18 protein-coding genes are annotated in these 18,463 nt (G+C 62.3%); 10 read left to right on the top strand and 8 right to left on the bottom strand.

Annotated elements, in window-relative coordinates:
• Positions 1-257: 257 nt before the first annotated feature.
• The 4 genes from ACP15R_RS09475 to ACP15R_RS09460 all read left to right on the top strand — a co-directional run bounded on the left by ACP15R_RS09475 (position 258) and on the right by ACP15R_RS09460 (position 4,425).
• Positions 258-2,429, top strand: a complete 2,172-nt coding sequence (locus ACP15R_RS09475) for a hypothetical protein (protein WP_424986156.1) — start codon at positions 258-260, stop codon at positions 2,427-2,429.
• Positions 2,426-3,526, top strand: coding sequence for a substrate-binding periplasmic protein (locus ACP15R_RS09470; RefSeq protein ID WP_424986155.1), 1,101 nt, complete (start codon positions 2,426-2,428; stop codon positions 3,524-3,526). The genes ACP15R_RS09475 and ACP15R_RS09470 overlap by 4 nt, the downstream gene beginning before the upstream one ends.
• 138 nt (positions 3,527-3,664) lie before the next feature.
• Complete coding sequence (locus ACP15R_RS09465; RefSeq protein ID WP_424986154.1) at positions 3,665-4,027, top strand: SUF system Fe-S cluster assembly protein; 363 nt, start codon at positions 3,665-3,667, stop codon at positions 4,025-4,027.
• A 35-nt stretch (positions 4,028-4,062) separates the two neighbouring features.
• Positions 4,063-4,425, top strand: coding sequence for a HesB/IscA family protein (locus ACP15R_RS09460; RefSeq protein ID WP_424986153.1), 363 nt, complete (start codon positions 4,063-4,065; stop codon positions 4,423-4,425).
• Between the two features lie 6 nt (positions 4,426-4,431).
• Here ACP15R_RS09460 and ACP15R_RS09455 read toward each other — a convergent pair whose 3' ends face one another.
• The 7 genes from ACP15R_RS09455 to ACP15R_RS09425 all read right to left on the bottom strand — a co-directional run bounded on the left by ACP15R_RS09455 (position 4,432) and on the right by ACP15R_RS09425 (position 12,373).
• The gene (locus tag ACP15R_RS09455; RefSeq protein ID WP_424986152.1) at positions 4,432-5,346 is read right to left on the bottom strand and encodes an isopenicillin N synthase family dioxygenase; all 915 of its coding nucleotides are present in this window, start codon (positions 5,344-5,346) and stop codon (positions 4,432-4,434) included.
• A 146-nt stretch (positions 5,347-5,492) separates the two neighbouring features.
• On the bottom strand, positions 5,493-6,869 hold the full coding sequence (locus ACP15R_RS09450) for a TRAP transporter large permease (protein ID WP_424986151.1): 1,377 nt from the start codon (positions 6,867-6,869) through the stop codon (positions 5,493-5,495).
• 3 nt (positions 6,870-6,872) lie between these two features.
• Positions 6,873-7,553 (bottom strand): TRAP transporter small permease, encoded by a 681-nt coding sequence (locus ACP15R_RS09445; protein WP_424986150.1) that lies wholly within the window; start codon positions 7,551-7,553, stop codon positions 6,873-6,875.
• 84 nt (positions 7,554-7,637) lie between these two features.
• A complete protein-coding gene (locus ACP15R_RS09440) occupies positions 7,638-8,639 on the bottom strand; it encodes a TRAP transporter substrate-binding protein (RefSeq protein WP_424986149.1) in 1,002 nt (333 codons plus the stop codon).
• Positions 8,640-8,896: 257 nt separating this feature from the next.
• A complete protein-coding gene (locus tag ACP15R_RS09435; RefSeq protein ID WP_424986148.1) occupies positions 8,897-10,120 on the bottom strand; it encodes a sigma-54-dependent transcriptional regulator in 1,224 nt (407 codons plus the stop codon).
• The gene (locus ACP15R_RS09430; protein ID WP_424986147.1) at positions 10,117-11,868 is read right to left on the bottom strand and encodes a sensor histidine kinase; all 1,752 of its coding nucleotides are present in this window, start codon (positions 11,866-11,868) and stop codon (positions 10,117-10,119) included. Before ACP15R_RS09430 ends, ACP15R_RS09435 begins: the two co-directional genes overlap by 4 nt.
• A gap of 43 nt (positions 11,869-11,911) precedes the next feature.
• Positions 11,912-12,373: an Lrp/AsnC family transcriptional regulator gene (locus ACP15R_RS09425; RefSeq protein ID WP_424986146.1), complete on the bottom strand. Its 462-nt coding sequence runs from the start codon at positions 12,371-12,373 to the stop codon at positions 11,912-11,914.
• A gap of 148 nt (positions 12,374-12,521) precedes the next feature.
• Between ACP15R_RS09425 and ACP15R_RS09420 the strand changes: the two genes are divergently transcribed.
• The 5 genes from ACP15R_RS09420 (at position 12,522) to ACP15R_RS09400 (ending at position 16,626) form a co-directional block, all read left to right on the top strand.
• The gene (locus ACP15R_RS09420) at positions 12,522-12,836 is read left to right on the top strand and encodes a DUF2849 domain-containing protein (RefSeq protein ID WP_424986145.1); all 315 of its coding nucleotides are present in this window, start codon (positions 12,522-12,524) and stop codon (positions 12,834-12,836) included.
• A 48-nt stretch (positions 12,837-12,884) separates the two neighbouring features.
• Positions 12,885-14,549 (top strand): nitrite/sulfite reductase, encoded by a 1,665-nt coding sequence (locus ACP15R_RS09415; RefSeq protein WP_424986144.1) that lies wholly within the window; start codon positions 12,885-12,887, stop codon positions 14,547-14,549.
• Between the two features lie 5 nt (positions 14,550-14,554).
• The gene (locus tag ACP15R_RS09410) at positions 14,555-15,313 is read left to right on the top strand and encodes a phosphoadenylyl-sulfate reductase (RefSeq protein WP_424986143.1); all 759 of its coding nucleotides are present in this window, start codon (positions 14,555-14,557) and stop codon (positions 15,311-15,313) included.
• Positions 15,310-15,714, top strand: a complete 405-nt coding sequence (locus ACP15R_RS09405) for a DUF934 domain-containing protein (RefSeq protein ID WP_424986142.1) — start codon at positions 15,310-15,312, stop codon at positions 15,712-15,714. The genes ACP15R_RS09410 and ACP15R_RS09405 overlap by 4 nt, the downstream gene beginning before the upstream one ends.
• Positions 15,715-15,792: 78 nt before the next feature.
• Positions 15,793-16,626: a ferredoxin--NADP reductase gene (locus tag ACP15R_RS09400; protein WP_424986378.1), complete on the top strand. Its 834-nt coding sequence runs from the start codon at positions 15,793-15,795 to the stop codon at positions 16,624-16,626.
• 149 nt (positions 16,627-16,775) lie between these two features.
• Here ACP15R_RS09400 and ACP15R_RS09395 read toward each other — a convergent pair whose 3' ends face one another.
• Positions 16,776-17,633 (bottom strand): hypothetical protein, encoded by an 858-nt coding sequence (locus tag ACP15R_RS09395; RefSeq protein ID WP_424986141.1) that lies wholly within the window; start codon positions 17,631-17,633, stop codon positions 16,776-16,778.
• Between the two features lie 202 nt (positions 17,634-17,835).
• Here ACP15R_RS09395 and infC point away from each other — a divergent pair, with 202 nt between their 5' ends.
• Positions 17,836-18,384, top strand: coding sequence for a translation initiation factor IF-3 (gene infC, locus ACP15R_RS09390; RefSeq protein WP_424986377.1), 549 nt, complete (start codon positions 17,836-17,838; stop codon positions 18,382-18,384).
• Positions 18,385-18,463 lie beyond the last annotated feature (79 nt).

Raw genomic sequence — 18,463 nt, 5'->3', positions numbered from 1 at the left:
CGCGCCACAACCGTTCCCTGAGGGCATTTACGCGAGCAATTCGCCTCAAAGTTGCCGAATTTCGAGAATCATGCTACGTTAACCTTTTATTGACTATGTTATTTTTTGGAGTGTCAGCATGAAGTGCGCGTTTTTCTGCGTCATCCTATCCGTCTCGGTGCTACCGGTCGACATGTTGCGGGGGCCGGGCAATCCCGCCGCCGGGCCGTGCAATCCGACCGTCGAACGCTGCCCCTGACGCGGGCGAAACCTGACAGATGAATAACCTGATATACGCCGGGGTTGTGCTTTTCGGCGCGATCACGCTTGTGATCGAGGCGCGGCGCAACTACTCGGTCTCGGCCAAGCATCACCCCTTTGCGTTCTATGGCATTCTCGAACATCTCGAAGCGCGGCACCTGTGTTCGCCGCGCGAATGGAATTTCGGCTTTTACGTCTATTCGCTGCTCTATCTGATCAGCTACGCGATCCTGCTGTCCTCGACCGAGCTGATCGAACTGATCTACAATTCCAAAGCCGCCGCCAACCTGGTCGGTGCCACCGGCACGACGCTGGGCCCCGAAAGCGATCCGTTGAACCTTTCGGGCACCGATTATGGCAAGCCGCTGTTCATCTCGGCCTTTATCATCGCCTTCTATTCGGTCGGGGCCACCCGCAATATCGAGCTGCATATCCGCACCCTTGCCCATCGGCTCGCCGGGGTACCGCGCGGTGTTTACCAGGTGCTCGACCGGTTGCAGGATCCCGACTTCCTCTCGGAAACCACCCCGCCCACCGGCCCCCTGATGGCGAGCTTTCGCGACAAGCTGAAACAGCTGCCATCAGACGACATCGCGCCGCTGTCGATGGCGGACCTTCTGACGGTGACAAGGCTGCCGCTGGAACCCGGACGGACGGGAAGGAATGCCCGGAGCGGCCAAGGCCTGATTGCGTCGCTGCTGATCCAGAAGACCCCAAGGCCCGACGGCGATGCCGACGACAACCGCCCGAAAGGCAAAGAGCAATACCTGTTTGATATCTGCAAGGCCCTGCGGGTGATCGACCTGTTGCGCCCCGCGATCATCGGCGGGCAACGTGCCACCCATTTCCCGCTGCTCGGCATGAAAGAGCTGGGCGATATCTCGGCCAGCCTGGAAGACGCCATCGGCAAACCGGGCAGCCACCGCGAACCGAAGGACGACAGCCCGAAAACCCTGCATGACGAAATCAGCGAGTTTCAGCAATATGACGAATCCAGCCTTGAACGGCTGCGCGAAAAGGCCATCGAAGTCGCCAACAGCGCCCGCGCCGTGTTCGCGGTCTATTTCATCTGCAACAGCCGGACGGTTCTGAATGTCGACCGCCAGAGCGCCCTGCAAAAAGTGCGCGCATTTGCCGATCGCGGCTACAAGGTCGAACAGAATTCCTTTGCCGGTTCCCTGTTCTTCGCCGCCGTGATCGCCACATTCGCGGGCTTTTTCATTCATCAGTCCTTCAAGCTGCAAGAGGTTCAGGTCTATCCCGACCTGATGGCCGAACAAGTCTATGACCACCTCGGACGCGTCGAAGACAGCTATACCGCCTGCCGCGATCGGGGCCATTTCAAGAAAGACGGCGCCGCTTCCAAAGCTGACCTGCCAGAACTCCCCGAAGAACTTGGCGAAATCGTGACTGAACCCAATTGCAAAGAGGCGTTTCAGGCCGGGCTTTCAAGCTATCGCAAGGACAACAAGTCGCAAATGATGGCCTGGACATTCTTTGACAACCTGGCGCTGCTCTTGATGGTGGCCGCCGTCGTGCAGATGTCGATCTTTGAAAAGGACGTTCAGATGGACCAGAACGCCTGGCGGCGCTGGACCATGAACCGCGTGCCCTATGTGCGCCTTTTGACCGGGGCCATCCTGCCCGCGCTCACCGGGGTGTTTGCCCTGTCCATCGGGTTCATCCTGCGGCTTGTATGGAACGCGGAATTTGATGTCACCACCTCGCAGATCGAATTTCTTTTTGTCGAGAACTGGCAATATTTCGTTGCCTATCTCGTGCCCTGCTTCGTGCTTTCGATCTCGACCTTCATCCTGATCGACAAGCATGACGACTGGACCCTGCCGGCAACCCTTGGCGTCGCCCTCATGGCCGCGGCGATCTATGTCTTTTCCGTCTGGCTGGTGCCCATGGCGACGCTGCGGTTCCTGCCGCCGATCGACATCAAGAGCCTCTGGGTCGTGTGGTGGAACACCGGGTCTTTCCGCGATGCAATCCAAAGCGACGCCTTCTGGCTGACCTCTTACGTGGCGCGCGACCTGCTCATCCTGACCCAGATGCCGGTGCTGTTCCTGATCCTCTTCGCGATTTTCGTCGAGTTCTCCGAAACCCCGGGCACCCGCCTGAACAACGGGAAAGACAAGGACGCTTTGGATGACCCAACCAAGCAGGAGGACCCGGAGGAATGATGCGCCACCTCGCCCCCCTTATCTCGGCGTTGCTGTTGATCGCACCCGCCGTGACAGCCCAGACAACCGGCACCACCCGGACCGGCAACAGCTGCCCGCTTCCCGACTTCGACTATCTCTATGCCAGCCATCTCGACACGGACTCGCTGCGCATCGGCGTGCGCCGGCACGCGCGGCCGTTCTCCTATTATTCCGAGAATCTGCGCGAGGTCTGGAGCGCTGCGCCGCAAGCTCCGCTCGCCCTGCGCAACTATACCGGCTACATGAGCAAGATCTGCGACGCGGTCCTGGCCGATATGCGGGTAAGCGCCCCCGCAAATTCAACCAGCCTCAGCTATGATGATGTCAAGGTCGTGGACCTGGATTGCGCGATCCATTGGGATGATCTCAACGGCACGCCGAAACCCAGCCGGCTGGAATATCTCGGCGACAAGATCGACATTCTCTGTGATCCCGCCACGATCACCAATGCCCGCCGCCACGGCTTTATCCTTTCGCCGCCACTGTTCCTCTCGGGCATGGGCCTGATCAATCGCGGTGCCGCCAAAATCGGCAACAGGGGGTGCCCTCCCAAGCCGCTCATCGGCTATGTGCGCAACACCACCGCCGCGCTCTCGGGCATTCCCAAGGTCCTGGAAGCCAATGAGCTCAAGAGCTTCTCCGACCTGCTGCGCGCCTATGTGCGGGACCAGACCAATACCTGCAGCACCGCGCTGAGCACCAGCGTCGTGGTACAAAGCTATGAGACACACGCCAAGGCCGCCGAGGCCTTCTGCAAAGGCGAGTTCTTCTACTACATCGGAGACCGCGAAATCATCACCTACAACGCGCGCAACATCCCCGGCTGCGGAGCCGAGATCGAAGGCGCGGGCCAGTCCTATTCCAATGACCGCTACGCCATCTATGGCAAGATCAGCCATCGCGACGGCGCCGAGATCCGCGACCTGCGCATCGCCCGCTTTTTCGAAATCCTGTCACAAAAAGTGGTGGTCAGCCCCTCCCTGCTCGACACCGCCTATGAAAGCACCTTCTACGAGAAACCCAGCCGCAAGCTCGAATCCTTCTATTGGAACATCCGCGGCCCGCGCCAACCCTGACATGCAAACATGACCGACACGCCCGCCCCCGACACCGCGATGCCGGGGCATCGCAATAACGCGATGCGGCTGGTGCGCCTCTGGACGTTGGGCGCATCATTTCCTATATAATCGGTCAGGATCAAACCAGAGGCCCGCATGACCCAAGCCCCGGAACCGCTCGAAGGCACGCCGCTGATTGCGCCGTCCACCACCGATCACCCGCTGTTTGCGCAGGTGGTTGACGCTTGTCGCAGCGTCTATGACCCGGAGATTCCGGTCAATATCTATGAACTCGGCCTGATCTATACCATTGATATTTCTCCGGAAAACGAGGTTCGGATCATCATGTCCCTGACCGCGCCCGGTTGCCCCGTCGCGGGTGAGATGCCCGGCTGGGTGGCCGATGCGGTGGATCCGATCCCCGGCGTCAAACAGGTCGATGTCGAGCTCACATGGGAGCCGCCCTGGGGCATGGACATGATGAGCGACGAAGCCCGTCTTGAACTTGGATTCATGTAAGGAACGGCCCACAAGCCGTTTTGAGGACACAGAAAATGTTCGGCATACCCGGAAAACAGGCCGTTACCCTGACCCCCGCCGCCGCCAGCCAGATCACCCGGCTGATGGCCAAGAACGATCATTCCGGCCTGCGCATCGGCGTCAAGAAAGGCGGCTGTGCGGGCATGGAATACACCATGGAATACGTGCAGGCCACCGACCCCAATGACGAGGTGGTCGAACAGGATGGCGCCCGCGTGATGATCGCGCCGATGGCGCAGATGTTCCTGTTCGGCACCGAAATCGATTATGAAACCGGGCTGTTGGAATCCGGTTTCAAGTTCAACAATCCGAACGTGTCCGAAGCCTGCGGTTGCGGGGAATCGATCAAGTTCAACACCCCAGATGACGCGTCCTGATCCGCGTCACGCCCGGGATTTCAGGTGCAGGTAGGTCTCGTTGAAGCGGCGCGACAGGTGATCGCCGGCGAGGATGGTCTGATCTGATCCCGGCGGCGCGACATTGGTGTCATGGGACGGGTTGAGAAACAGCGGCACCGAGATCCGCTCATTCGCGCCGCCGACCACCCTGTGCAGCGTCGCCTTGACCCGCCCGCCGGTCCACATCTCCAGCATCTCGCCGAAATTGATCACAAAGACTCCGGGCTGTGCGTTGATGGCCTGCCAGCTGCCATCGGGCATCTGCACCGTCAGCCCCGGCGATCCGTCCATCGCCAGCAGCGTCAGACAGCCGTAATCCGTATGCGCGGCGATTCCGAAATCCTTGTCTCCAGCCCATTGCGGGCGTTGCGGATAGTAATTGCCGCGCAACAAGGCCATCGGCGCGTCAAATGCCCCGGCAAAGCCAAAGGGATCGTCCCCGGCCACATCGGCGATTGCCGCCAGAACCTGTCGCCCGACGTCCAGCGCCTCGTCGTAATAGGCTTGTATCTCGGGCCGGAACGCTGCCGGTTGCACAGGCCAGAGGTTTGCCGCATAGACACCCAGTCCGCGCATGGCGAGCGGGTGATCGGCGGGCAATTCATAACCGCAATCAAAGACTTCCTTGAAATCCGGATTGGCTGCCGGGTCCACCTGCTCCGATCCCGGCGCGCCCCAGCCCCGGTTCGACCCGGTGCGCGCCATGTCGACCGGGCGCTTGGCCGCCTCGGGTTGTTTGAAGAATTCGCGATACAGGCTCAGCACACGGGACACCCGCGCCGCGGTCAGGGGGGTGCCGGTGATCGTGAGAAAGCCGATCTCGCGCACGGCATGCCCCAGCTTGGCCATCTCGTCCCTGTCCCGCGCATTCAGGGCGTTCAGGTTCAGTTCGGGTATCATGAGGGCCTCCCCCGCCGGTGTCATTGTGGTCAGCGGCGGGATGCTAGCACGGGTTCGTGCATCGCGACAGGTGCGAACTGTCCGCCCTCGCAACGGAACATGCCGCCTCGGAAACCGAGACGGCATGTCGGGGGCGTGGTGCTGCCCTATTTGACGATGATTTCCGGCCCCATGAACGTGTTGGGCAGGAAGGTGCTGATCGGGGGCACGTAGGTGACGATGATCAGGAAGACAAAGAGCACCGCAAGGAACGGCAGCGCCGCGCGCACCACCCGCATCATCGGCATGCCCGCCACGCCCGAAGTCACGAACAGGTTGAGCCCGACCGGCGGTGTGATCATGCCGATCTCCATGTTCACCACCATGATGATGCCCAGGTGAATCGGATCGATGCCCAGCTCGATGGCAATCGGAAAGACCAGCGGCGCAACGATCACGATCAGCCCCGAGGGTTCCATGAACTGCCCCCCGATCAGCAGGATCACGTTGACGATCATCAGGAACACGACCGGCCCGAAACCCGCCGCCAGCATCGACCCGGCGATCTGTTGCGGGATCTGCTCGTCGGTCAGAACATGCTTGAGGATCAGCGCGTTGGCGATGATGAACATCAAGGTCACCGTCAGCTTGCCTGCCTCGAACAGGGTATCGCGCACATCGCGATGAAAGAACGCCGTGACCAGCGCAATGGGCTTGTCCAGCAGCGTCAGGTTGCGTTCCCCCTCGGGGCGCGTGAGCGGCCCCATGTCACGATAGACAAAACAGGAGATCAGGAAGGCATAGACCGCCGCCACCGCGGCCGCCTCGGTCGGGGTAAAGATACCGCCATAGATACCACCCAGGATGATCACGATCAGGAACAGGCCCCAGCCCGCATCCCGGCCCGAGGCGAGGACTTCGCCCCAGCCCAACCAGTCGCCCTTGGGCAGGTTCTTGACCTTGGCGATCAGGTAGATGGTGAGCATCAGCATCGTGCCCGCCATCAGGCCCGGAATCACCCCGGCCAGGAACATGCGGCCCACCGAAACATCCGTGGCGCTGGCATAGACCACCATCACGATCGACGGCGGGATCAGGATGCCCAGGGTGCCCGCATTGGCGATGACCCCGGCGGCGAAATCCTTGGAATAGCCGACCTGGCGCATCCCGGCGATCACGATCGAGCCGATGGCGACCACCGTGGCGGGCGACGACCCGGACAGCGCGGCAAAGAGCATGCAGGCAAACACCCCCGCAATCGCCAATCCGCCGGGCAGGTGGCCGACAATGGCGATCGCAAAGCGGATGATCCGCTTGGCCACGCCCCCGGTGGACATGAACGACGATGCCAGGATGAAGAACGGGATCGCCAGCAGCGTGTAATGCCCGGCCATGGCCTGAAACAGCGTTTGCGCGATCGAGGCCAGCGACGTGTCGCTGAGCACCAGCAGAAAGACGATCGACGACATGCCAAGGCTGACCGCGATTGGCACACCGACCAGCATGAGGCCGATGACCATCAAGAAGAGAATGGCAACTTCCACGGATCAATCCTCCCGGTTCATGTGCTGGACATCGGCGATGGCGTCCTCGGCTTCGTGGCTGACGATCAGCCCCGTCGCGCTGCCCCGCGCGATCCGGATCGTCGCCTGCACGAACCGGAACAGCAACAAGGCCGCACCGAAAGGCAGGATCGCATAGGGAATGAAACGCGGCAGCTTTTCATAAGCTTCGCCCTCGTTCATGACCGGCTCGATCCAGCGCAGCCATTCCGGGATCGGGATATCCACGACCTCGTACCAGGCCTGATCGCGCGAATTGGCGAACCCCGTGGGGAACCAGCGCCCGCTGGTCGCGTCCAGCCCGGCAAAAGGTGCCCAGTAATCCCACGCCCCCTTCAGGACCAGCGCGGCATAAAGAATGCAGACGACACCGGCAAACAGCGCCAGCACCCGGCGCACCGGGTCGGAAAACAGCGCGATCACCGCATCCACCCCAAGATGCGCGGTCACCTTGACCGCATAGCTGATCCCGAACAGAACCAGCCAGGCAAACAGGAACGATGTCGCTTCCAGCCCCCATATCAAGCCGGTGTTAAAGCCGTATCGCAGCACGACGTTGATGAATGTGACCAGCGTCATCAGCCCCAGAAGGATCGCGATCGCGGTCTCTTCGAGTTCATTGACCACCCGGCCCAGGATCGAGTGCGACTCGTAATGGGTCGACATGATGCCCTCCCCTCCTGTTTCAAGATGCGAAATCAAAAATCGGCCCGGTCCAAACGTCGGACCGGGCCCAAGCGCGGGACGCGCTTAGTTCATGGCGTTGAACTTCTGTGCCTCGGCAATGTTCTCGGCCCCCACATCGCCTTCGAACTCGGCCCAGACCGGTTTCATCGCCTCGACCCATGCGGTGCGCTGTTCCGGGGTCAGTTCGACAATGGTGCCACCAGCATCCAGGATCGCCTGGCGGGCAGCGGCATCAACCTCGCCCACGGCGGCATTGCGGGTCTCGGTCACCTCTTGCACGATGGTCGCCAGCTGGTCGCGCACATCCTCCGGCAGGCTGTCCCACCAGTCGGTCGATGTCACCAGCATATAGTCGAGAACACCGTGATTGGTTTCGGTGGTGCCCTCCTGGACCTCAAAGAACTTCTGGCCATAGATATTGGACCAGGTGTTTTCCTGCCCGTCGACAACGCCGGTCTGCAACGCGCCATAGACTTCGGAAAAGGCCATCGGCTGCGGGCTGGCCCCCATCGCGGCCATCTGCGCCTTGAGCACGTCCGAATTCTGCACGCGGAACTTGAGCCCGTTGGCATCCGCCGGCGTCACCAGCGGCTTGTTGGCTGACATCTGTTTCATGCCATTATGCCAGAAACCCAGACCCAGAAGCCCGCGGCGGGTCATCGATTCCTTCATCTTCTGGCCAGTTTCCGAGTTCTGGAACGCGTCGACCGCGGCCATGTCATTGAACATGAACGGCAGGTCAAAAATGCGGAACACCTTGGTGAACTGCTCGAATTTGGACAGCGACGGCGCGGCCATCTGCACGTCGCCCTGCAACATCGCCTCGAGCACCTGGTCGTCATTGTAGAGGGTCGAGTTCGGGAATACCTCCATGCAGGCCTTGCCGTTCATCTCTTCGTTCACCCGCTCCTGAAGCAGCGACGCGGCGATGCCCTTGGGGTGTTTGTCGGTGTTGGTGACGTGGCTGAACTTGATGACGATTTCGCCGTCTTCACAGGCGGCGAACCCTGCGGTCGCGGTCAGCGAAAGCGCCATTGCCGTTGCGGCGGCGTTGATCAGTTTCATCGGTATTTCCTCCCAAAGGTTAACTGTCTGTTGCGGGTCTGCACCCCGAACCGGCGCCGGAATCGACGCGCTGAGCGCAGTGAAGCCGAAGCCATCACATCGCTCAACAGTTTGTGATGTGTCGCCCGAAATTTCGACAAATCACGTGATTTTAACGGGTTACAGGTAGATCTTGAATATATACATCAGCCATACATCAACAGGTGTGCGATATCCCGCACAGCCAAATCGCGATATGTGCGGAAAACCACACAGTTCTATCTGCGGAAATCCTCGGGGCGAATCCCGTATTTCGCCAGCTTGTCATAGAATGTCTTGCGCGGCAGCTTGAGTGCCCGCGCCGCATCCGAGGCATGGCCATTCTGCCGGCCAAGTGCCGCGATCAGCAACGAGCGTTCAACCCGCGCCATCTGTTCCGCCAGGCCCAGCTCCGCCGCCTGGCTGACCTCTTCGGGCATGCCCAGCACGAAACGCATGGCCGCGCTCATCAGGGAGCGGGCATTGCCGGGCCAATCCTGCGCCATCAGCGCCGCGAGATGCTCGGGCGAGATCTCGGGCACCGCAAGCCCTGCCTGCTCGCTCGCCTGCTCGACATATCTGCGAAACAGGACCGGGATATCCTCGGGACGTTCGGCAAGCGACGGTATTCGCACCGAAGCCGCCTGCAGGCGGTAAAACAGATCGCCATTCAACATGGTGTCGTCAAGCTCGACCGTGCTGCCCGCCATCAGCCGCGCCTGCCCGGTCTCTTCCAGCGCCTCGATCAACGCGATCTGGGTATCCGCCGGCAGATTGCGGATTTCATCCAGAAACAGGCTGCCGCCTTCTGCCGCGCCCAGTGCCTCGGCCAGCCCGCGCCGGTCAAGCCCTGCTGCCGCGCGTTTTTCAAACGGCCCCCGCGCCTGCTCCGAGCATAGATGGATCACCTCGGCGACCTTGGACACGCCGCTCCCCGGAGGGCCGCTTACAACCACCGCCGCCGCCGTTTTCGCCAGCCGCCGCACCCGCTCGCGCATCCCTTCGACCAGCGCCGAACTGCCAAAGATCATCCGGGCGGCCGGGTCTCCCGTGCGTTCCCGCTCCTGCTCGGCCCGCATGTCGAGGGTTTCGCGCCGTGCCGCCAGGGCCCGCCCCAGCACCGCGACAAGATCGGCCGGCGCGCAGGGTTTTTCCAGAAAATCGAACGCGCCCTGCTCCATCGCCGAAACCGCCATCGGAATATCCCCCTCACCGGTCAGCAGGACCACGGGCAGATCGGCATCCATCTCGCGCGCATAGGATAGCAGGTGAAACCCGTCGCGCCCCGGCATGCGGATATCCGACAGGATGACGCCGGGGAAATCGCGCAGGATATGATCCTTGGCCGCGACAAAGGAGCCTGCCGTCGTCACGTCGAGATCGGCCAGGTCCAATGTCTGGGCCAACGCTTCGCGCACCGCCGCGTCGTCATCCACCAGCAGAACCCTCCGCACGCCGCTCATGCCGCCTGCTCCGCCTGCCAGGGTTCGAGTTGCACCGTGAACACCGCGCCACCCTGCGGGCCGTTTTCGCCGCGAATGTCACCGCCGAAACTCTGCACGATGCCATAGGAAATCGACAGACCCAGTCCCATGCCTTCGGAGGCCCCGACCTCCTTGGTGGAATAGAACGGTTCAAACACCTTGTCGGGCACGTCGATTCCCGGCCCGTTGTCGCGGATGATGACGCGCAACGGACCGTCCCCGTTCAGTGCGATCTCGATGCGCTTGTCATCGCGCCCCTGCATCGCGTCCGCGGCGTTGGTCAGCAGGTTGACAAAAACCTGCCCCAGCCGCACGTCCCCGCCCCGCACCCAAATCGGCCGGTCCGGGCGCGCGAACGCGACCGTGACCGCATCCTGGCGCATGCGCGCACCGGTCAGCTCGATGGCGCTGTCGAGAATGGCGACGATGTCCACCTGCCGCACCTCTTCGCTTTCCTGCCGGGCAAAGGCGCGCAGGTTGCGGATGATCCGCCCCATGCGATGCGCCAGATCGGCAATACGGGTCAGGTTGTCGCCCACCTTGTCACTGCGCCCGCGCGCCAGATATTGCGTGCCGTTCTCGGCAAATGACCGGATCGCCATCAGCGGCTGGTTTAATTCGTGGCTGATCCCCGCGCTCATCTGGCCCAGAGCGCCGAGCTTGCCGGCCTGCACGAGATCCGCCTGCGCGCGTTTGAGCGCGGCTTCGGCCTCCTTGCGTTCGCTGATCTCCTGGCGCAGCTGTGCGTTCGCCTCGGACAATGCCCGTGTGCGCTTGGCAACCCGGCTTTCCAGAACCGCGTTGGCCTGTGCCAGGGTCCTGCGCCGCTCGGTGGCCAGGAACAGCATCGCCCCGAAGGCCAGGCAGATCGCGGCAACCGCCGAGGCCTGCAACCCCGCCAGACGCCGCGCCGGGGCCGCGTTCACCAGGATCTCGCCGGTCAGGCCGACAATCGGCAGGTGACGTTGCAAATGCAGCGCCCGCGTCGGCACATATGGCCCCCAACGGATGTTCCAGATCTCATGCCCCCCGGTCTGTGCCGCCCGGAATTCCGGGGCCGGTCCGTCTGGCGGCACCAATCCGACCCCGCTGGCCGGGCGCGTCCAGAACAGCAACTCGAACCGGTTGGTGATGAACACCTCGCCATTGGCATCGGTAAAGAACACCGCCGGGGCATTGCCGGGCCAGGCAAGCTCGATACTGGCCACATCCGCGACCACCACCACCGCCCCGCGCACCTGCCCCGCCGCGTCAAAGGAAGGCGCGGCATAATAATAGGCTCGGCGATCAAGCGGCGCACGCAACCCGTGATCCGACCCCAAGGCCCCCTGCAAGGCCCGGCGGAAATAGGCCGCGTCGGACACATCGCCGGCGGTCAGTCCATTGGCGCTGACCAGGATGCGGCCCGTCAGATCCGCATAGGCCACATCCAGCGCCGCCGTCTTGTCCGCCACCGCAAGCAGATGCGCCTGCGCCTCGTCCCGGCGCGCCGGATCGTCCAGCCCGTCGAGCATCGGATGATCGGTCAGTAGCACCGCAAGCTCCTGATAGACCTGCAACTCGGTGCTCAGCCGATCGCTCGCAAGGGCAAGATCGCCCTCGGCCCGCCGCGCAAGCTGCTCAAGCGCCTGCAAATACCCATAGCGCCAGACCGCCCCGGCCAGCGCCGCGACGGCGACCAGAAAGATCAGCACAACCAGGGGCCGTTGATGTCGCAAACCTGTCATTCCCAGAGCCTAGCAGCAGCATCCGCCGCCTGGCCAGAGCCAGCTAGAGGGGCAGCATGGTGGTGGATTTGATCTCTTCCATCGACAACAGCGCGGTGACATTGTGCACGCGTACCTCGGAAATCAGCGCCTGATAGAACTCGTCATAGGCGCGGGCATTCTTGACCCGCACCTTGAGAATATAGTCGATATCCCCCGCCAGCCGGTGCGCTTCCTGCACTTCAGGCCGGTCGCGCAACGCCTTGAGGAACATCGCCTGCCATTCGGCCTCGTGTTCCGACGTGCGGATCAGAACAAAGAAACAGGCCTCGAACCCAAGCGCCTCCGCATCGAGCACCACGGTCTGCTGTCCGATCACCCCGGCCTCGCGCAGCTTGCGAATACGATTCCATACCGGCGTCTTGGAACTGCCCACCGCGCGCGCGATTTCATCGAGCGACTGGGCGGCATCACGCTGCAATTCCGCCAGAATTTTCCGATCTGTCTCGTCGATCCGTACCGACATTCCGATTTCGCCCCCTTGCCCAGGCCAGTTGTTCCAATCGCCGCCCGTTTTGGAACAATATTCCTTATTTGGCAATGCATCTGGCGCAAATGTGGGAAAATTTCCTATATAGAGCGCAGAAACACAGCAGTCTTGAGGAATTGAGCGGATGCCCCGTGAGTTTACGCCCAAAGTTGTCACCGCATCGGACCTTCTGGAAGGCGATGTGATCTATCAAACCGCCCAGGATGGCTGGAGCCGCGATCTGGCGGAGGCCGAGATCATCACCGACGAGGCCCACGCGCAGCTGCGCCTGCTTGATGCAGAGCGTCAGGCCAACCGCATTGTCGGGGCTTATCTGGCAGATATGGCGCCCGCCGAGAACGGCCCCCAGCCCATCCATTTCCGCGAAGAGTTCCGCCGCACCGGGCCGTCGAACTATCCGCATGGCAAACAGGAAGCGCAGGTCGGATTGCGCGGCTGATAGCCCAGCCCAGCCAGTCGCGTCACCTCTCCAGACAGGACAGATCAGATGTACAGCTATACCGAATTTGACACCGCGTTCCTTGCCGAGCGCAACGCCCAGTTCCGTGCCCAGGTCGAGCGCCGGATCGATGGCTCGCTGACCGAAGATGAATTCAAGCCGCTGCGCCTGATGAACGGGGTGTACCTGCAATTGCACGCCTACATGCTGCGCGTCGCGATCCCCTATGGCACGCTGAACAGCGCGCAGATGCGCAAGCTGGCCTATCTGGCCGAGCGGTGGGACAAGGGCTATGGCCACTTCACCACCCGCCAGAACATCCAGTATAACTGGCCGAAGCTGCGTGACATTCCCGATATGCTGGATGCGCTGGCCGAAGTTGGCCTGCACGCGATCCAGACCAGCGGCAACACCATCCGCAACGTGACCGCCGACCATTTCTCGGGGGCTGCGGCGGACGAGATCGCCGACCCGCGCCCGGTGGCCGAGCTGATCCGGCAATGGTCGACCGACCACCCGGAATTCCAGTTCCTGGGCCGCAAGTTCAAGATCGCCGTGACCGGCAGCGAAACCGACCGCGCCGTCATCAAGGCGCATGACATCGGCTTGCAGATTGTTCAGCAGGATGGCGAGATCGGCTACAAGGTCATCGTTGGCGGCGGCCTTGGCCGTACCCCGATGATCGGCAAGGTCATCCGCGAATTCCTGCCCCAGGCCGATCTGCTGCCCTATCTGGAATCGGTGCTCAGTGTCTACAACTTGCTGGGCCGTCGCGACAACAAGTACAAGGCGCGCATCAAGATCACCGTGCATGAACACGGCATCGACGAGATCCGCGAGCGTGTCGAGCGGGTGTTTGACCGGCTGCGCCCCGAATGGTCGGGCATTGATCAGACCCTGCTGCCGCAAATCCAGGCACAGTTCACCCTGCCGCCGCTGCGCGCGGGCTCGGTCGCGGCCTATGAGACCGCCTATCAGGCCGACCCGGTGTTCCGCAGCTGGGCCGATACCAACCTGACGGCGCATCGCGACCCGGATCATGCCATCGTTTCGATCAGCCTCAAGGCGCATGGCGCAACGCCGGGCGACGCCAGTGCCGAGCAGATGCGCGTGATGGCCGACCTGGCCGAACAATACGCCCATGACGAATTGCGCATCAGCCACGAGCAGAACGTGGTGTTGCCGCATGTTCACAAATCGGACCTGCCGGCGATCCATGCGGCGCTCAAGGCAAACGGCCTCGCGACCGCGAATATCGGGCTGATCAGCGACATCATCGCCTGCCCCGGCATGGATTACTGCGCGCTGGCCACCGCCCGCTCGATCCCCATCGCCCAGCAGATCGCCACGCGGTTTGACGAGTTGAAGATCGAGAACGACATCGGCCCGCTCAAGATCAAGATCTCCGGTTGCATCAACGCCTGCGGCCACCACCACGTGGGACATATCGGCATCCTGGGTCTGGATCGCGCGGGGGTCGAGAATTACCAGATCACCCTGGGCGGCGATGCCACCGAGCACGCGGCACTGGGCGAACGGGTTGGTCCGGGCTTTTCCGCCGATGACGTGATCCCCGCCATCGAACGGCTGGTCTATGCCTATCTCGACCTGCGCAACGAAGCGTCCGAGAGCTTCCTGCAAACCTATCGCCGTGTCGGGATGGCACCGTTCAAGGCCGCGCTCTATCCCCAGGCCGCCGTCGCTGCCGAGTGATCGCCATGCTTGATCTCGCAGAGAACACCCCCCTTGGCGGCCCGGATGCCGCCGAGCTGGAGGCCAGGGTTGCCGCGCTCAATGCGCGCTATCGGCATCACGGTGCCACCGCGGTGATGCAGGGCGCCTTGCAGGACGCCGGCAAGATCGCGCTGGTGTCGAGCTTTGGCGCGGAATCCGTGGTGCTGCTGCATATGGCGGCAGTGGCCGACCGGTCCACGCCGGTGCTGTTCATCGATACCGAGATGCTGTTTACCGAAACGCTCGTCTACCAGACCGAGGTTTCCGAACGCCTGGGCCTGAACAATGTTCAGATCATCCGCGCCGATGACATCGCCGCGCGCGATCCGGACGGCACCCTGCATCGGCGCGACACCGATGCCTGCTGCGCCCTGCGCAAGACCGAGCCGCTGAACGAGGCGTTGGCGCCGTTCGATGGCTGGATCACCGGGCGCAAGCGGTTCCAGTCGGGCACCCGCGCCGCGCTCGATTTCTTTGAGGTCGAGAACGGCACCGGGCGGATCAAGGTCAACCCGCTGGCCCATTGGGCCCCCGAGGACGTGCGCGCCTATATGGACGAAAACCGGCTGCCCCGGCACCCGCTGGTGGCCAAGGGCTATCCCTCGATCGGCTGCGCCCCCTGCACATCGCCCGTGGCCGAGGGCGAAGATCCCCGCGCCGGTCGCTGGCGCAACCAGGAAAAAGACGAATGCGGCATCCATTTCGTGAATGGCAAGATGGTCCGCACAGGAGCAAAATCATGAATGTACTCGTGACCGATACCGGCTTTGGGCCGGATGACTGGACCGCCGGCTATTGCGATGCCGGACAGGCCGCCAATGACGCAGTGGCGCTGGATGTTGCCTCGGACACCGATCCGGCGGACGTACCGCTGCATTCCGGGCTTCAGATGATCCGCGTGGATTTCCCGAGCTCGGCCGACGGGCGTGGCTTTACCATTGCCCGGCAATTGCGATTGCGCGGATTTTCCGGACGGCTGCGCGCGCGCGGCCATGTGCTGGCCGATCAATACGCGATGGCGCGGCGCTCGGGGTTTGACGAGGTCGAAATCGACGAGGCCCTGGCCACCCGTCAGCCAGAAGAACAGTGGCTGGCACGCGCAAACTGGCAGCAGCACGACTATCAGTCCCGCCTGCGCGGCTAAGACCCCTTTCCCTGACATACATCAAAGATTAATCAGAGGTGTCGGTTTAGCAGACCGGCAGTGTAAACGATGACAGAGATGACCCCCGTGACCAACGCCGCGACCGACGCCACCCCCGTCAAGACGCCGACCCTGCCCGATGCCCAGACGGTCACCTCCGTCAAGCACTGGACCGACCGGCTGTTCTCGTTCCGCGTGAGCCGTCCGCAGAGCCTGCGGTTCCGCTCCGGCGAATTCGTGATGATTGGCCTTTTGGGGGATAACGGCAAACCGCTGTTGCGCGCCTATTCCATCGCCAGCCCCGCCTGGGACGAAGAACTCGAATTCTATTCGATCAAGGTTCAGGACGGCCCGCTGACCAGCAAGCTGCAACATATCCAGCCCGGCGACCAGATCATCCTGCGCCCCAAGCCGGTGGGCACGCTGGTGCATGACGCGCTGCTTCCGGGCAAGCGCATCTGGTTCTTTGCCACCGGCACCGGCTTTGCGCCCTTTGCCTCGCTTCTGCGCGAACCCGAGACCTATGAGAATTATGACGAAGTGGTCATCACCCATACCTGCCGCGATGTCGCGGAACTGGACTATGGCCGGCAGCTGATCGAGGATCTCAAGGCCGACGAGCTGATGCAGGAGCTGATCGGCCCCGAAAACCTGGCCAAGATCCGCTACTATCCCACCACCACCCGCGAAGAGAGCCCCAGGATGGGCCGCATCACCGACCTGCTCAAGGACGGCACGGTGTTTGCCGATCTGGGCATTGCCCCGATCACCCCGGAAACCGACCGGGCGATGGTCTGTGGTTCGCTGGCGTTCAACCAGGACATCAAGGAAATCCTTGAAGAATTCGGCCTGGTGGAAGGCGCGAATTCCGATCCACAGCATTACGTGGTTGAAAAAGCCTTCGTGGGCTGACACCGCAGCCCGAAAACGCAAGAACGCCTGCCAAGCAATTGGACAGGCGTTCTTTTTTGTCTCGCCCACGGCCTCGCCCGAATGGCGGAGCGGCAAATGAGATGACCGGGGCTACGCATAGCACCGGCCCCTGACATGTCGCGTGGCGATCAGAGCCCCATGGCCGAACGGATCTGGTCAAGCGCCGCCTTGAGCAATTCCGGATTGTTCCGGGCCTGCTCCAGGCCGGCCAGCAAAGTCGCCTTCTGCGCCGCCCCAAGGCTCGACTCCTGCAATGCGGCGGTGGCCTTGTCATAATCGAACCCGTCAACGGTAAAGAGCTCGGTCAGGTTGGTGCCCGCCCCCGCAGCGGCATCGGCGCCACCGGTTGCGGCATCAACCGCGTCCGCCGCCGTGTCGGCAACCGCATCCGCCGCCTCCGTGGCCTCCGTCACGGTTTCAGTCGCGGCATCGGCAACGCCCTCCTGTGCCGCCTCGGCTGCGCTCTCTGCGGCCTGGGCCGCTTCGCCGGCCACGTCAGTCGCGGTTTCGGTTGCGGCATCCACCGCGTCCGATACAGCGTCCTGCACGCTTTCCGCCGCCCCAGTCGCCGCATCCACGGCTTGGTCCGCGGCTTCGGTGGCGCTCTCTGCGGCGTCACTTGCCGCCTGGGTTGCGCTATCCACCGCGTCGGTCGCGGCGGTCGTGGCATTGTCCACCGCGTCTGTCGCCGCATCCGTCACCGCCTCGGCGGCGTCCGTCGCGGCGTCGACCGCATTGTCCACGGCTTCGGCCGTAGCCTCAGCCGCACTGTCCGCCGCTTCGGCAGCCTCTTCAACCGCATTGCTGGCCGCACCGGTTGCGCCGCTTGCGGCCTCGGTCGCCTCGCTCACCACGTCTTCGGCTACGGATTCGGTCTTCTCCACCGCCTCTGTCACCGTCTGGCTCACTTCCTCCTGATTGTTCAGATAGTAATACCCCGCACCTGCAACCGCAGCGGCCGCAACAATCCAGATCACTGGTTTCATGACGTTCTCCAAATTTCTGACACAGGCACCCGACCGGCACCGGTTGGCCGATAGATCTGCTGCATGGCCGGTACAATCAAGGGGGAAATCCGGCGACAAAGCTGCAATACATGCATTTCGGCAAAGAATTGCGACTTGAACCGCAACGCCGCCAAAGCTAGATTTGCGTTTCAGTTATTCCAACGATCAAAGGAACGAATCCATAGCCCGCAGACCTCATAACGCGCCGCCGACCCGAGACACCGGCCCGCGCGTAAACGAAAATATTCGAGCCCCGGAAATCCGCCTGATTGGTGCCGAGGGCGAAAACGTAGGTGTCGTGACCCCGGCCCGCGCGCTCGACATGGCGCATGAGGCGGGGTTGGATCTGGTTGAGATTTCGCCGAACGCAAAACCTCCGGTTTGCAAGATCATGGATTTCGGCAAGTTCAAGTACGAAACCCAGAAACGCGAGGCCGAGGCGCGGAAAAAGCAAAAGACCATCGAGATCAAAGAGGTCAAGTTCCGCCCGAACACCGACACCAATGACTATAACGTCAAGATGCGGAACGTGTTCAAGTTTCTCGACAATGGCGACAAGGTCAAGGTGACTCTGCGGTTCCGTGGCCGCGAGATGGCGCACCAGAACCTGGGTCGCGAATTGCTGGAACGCGTCGCGGAAGACACCAAGGATATCGGTCGGGTCGAGAACTTCCCCAAGATGGAAGGCCGGCAGATGGTCATGCTGATCGGCCCGCTGCCCAGCAAATAGACCAGCCGCCCTGCCAAGCTGGGCTACCCCCGCAAAATGACAAACGCCCGACAGATTCTCTGTCGGGCGTTTGTCATTT

Source organism: Microbulbifer sp. S227A, from assembly GCF_049800935.1.
The sequence above is the reverse complement of the archived record's forward strand: the minus strand, read 5'-3'. Positions and strand labels throughout refer to the sequence as shown.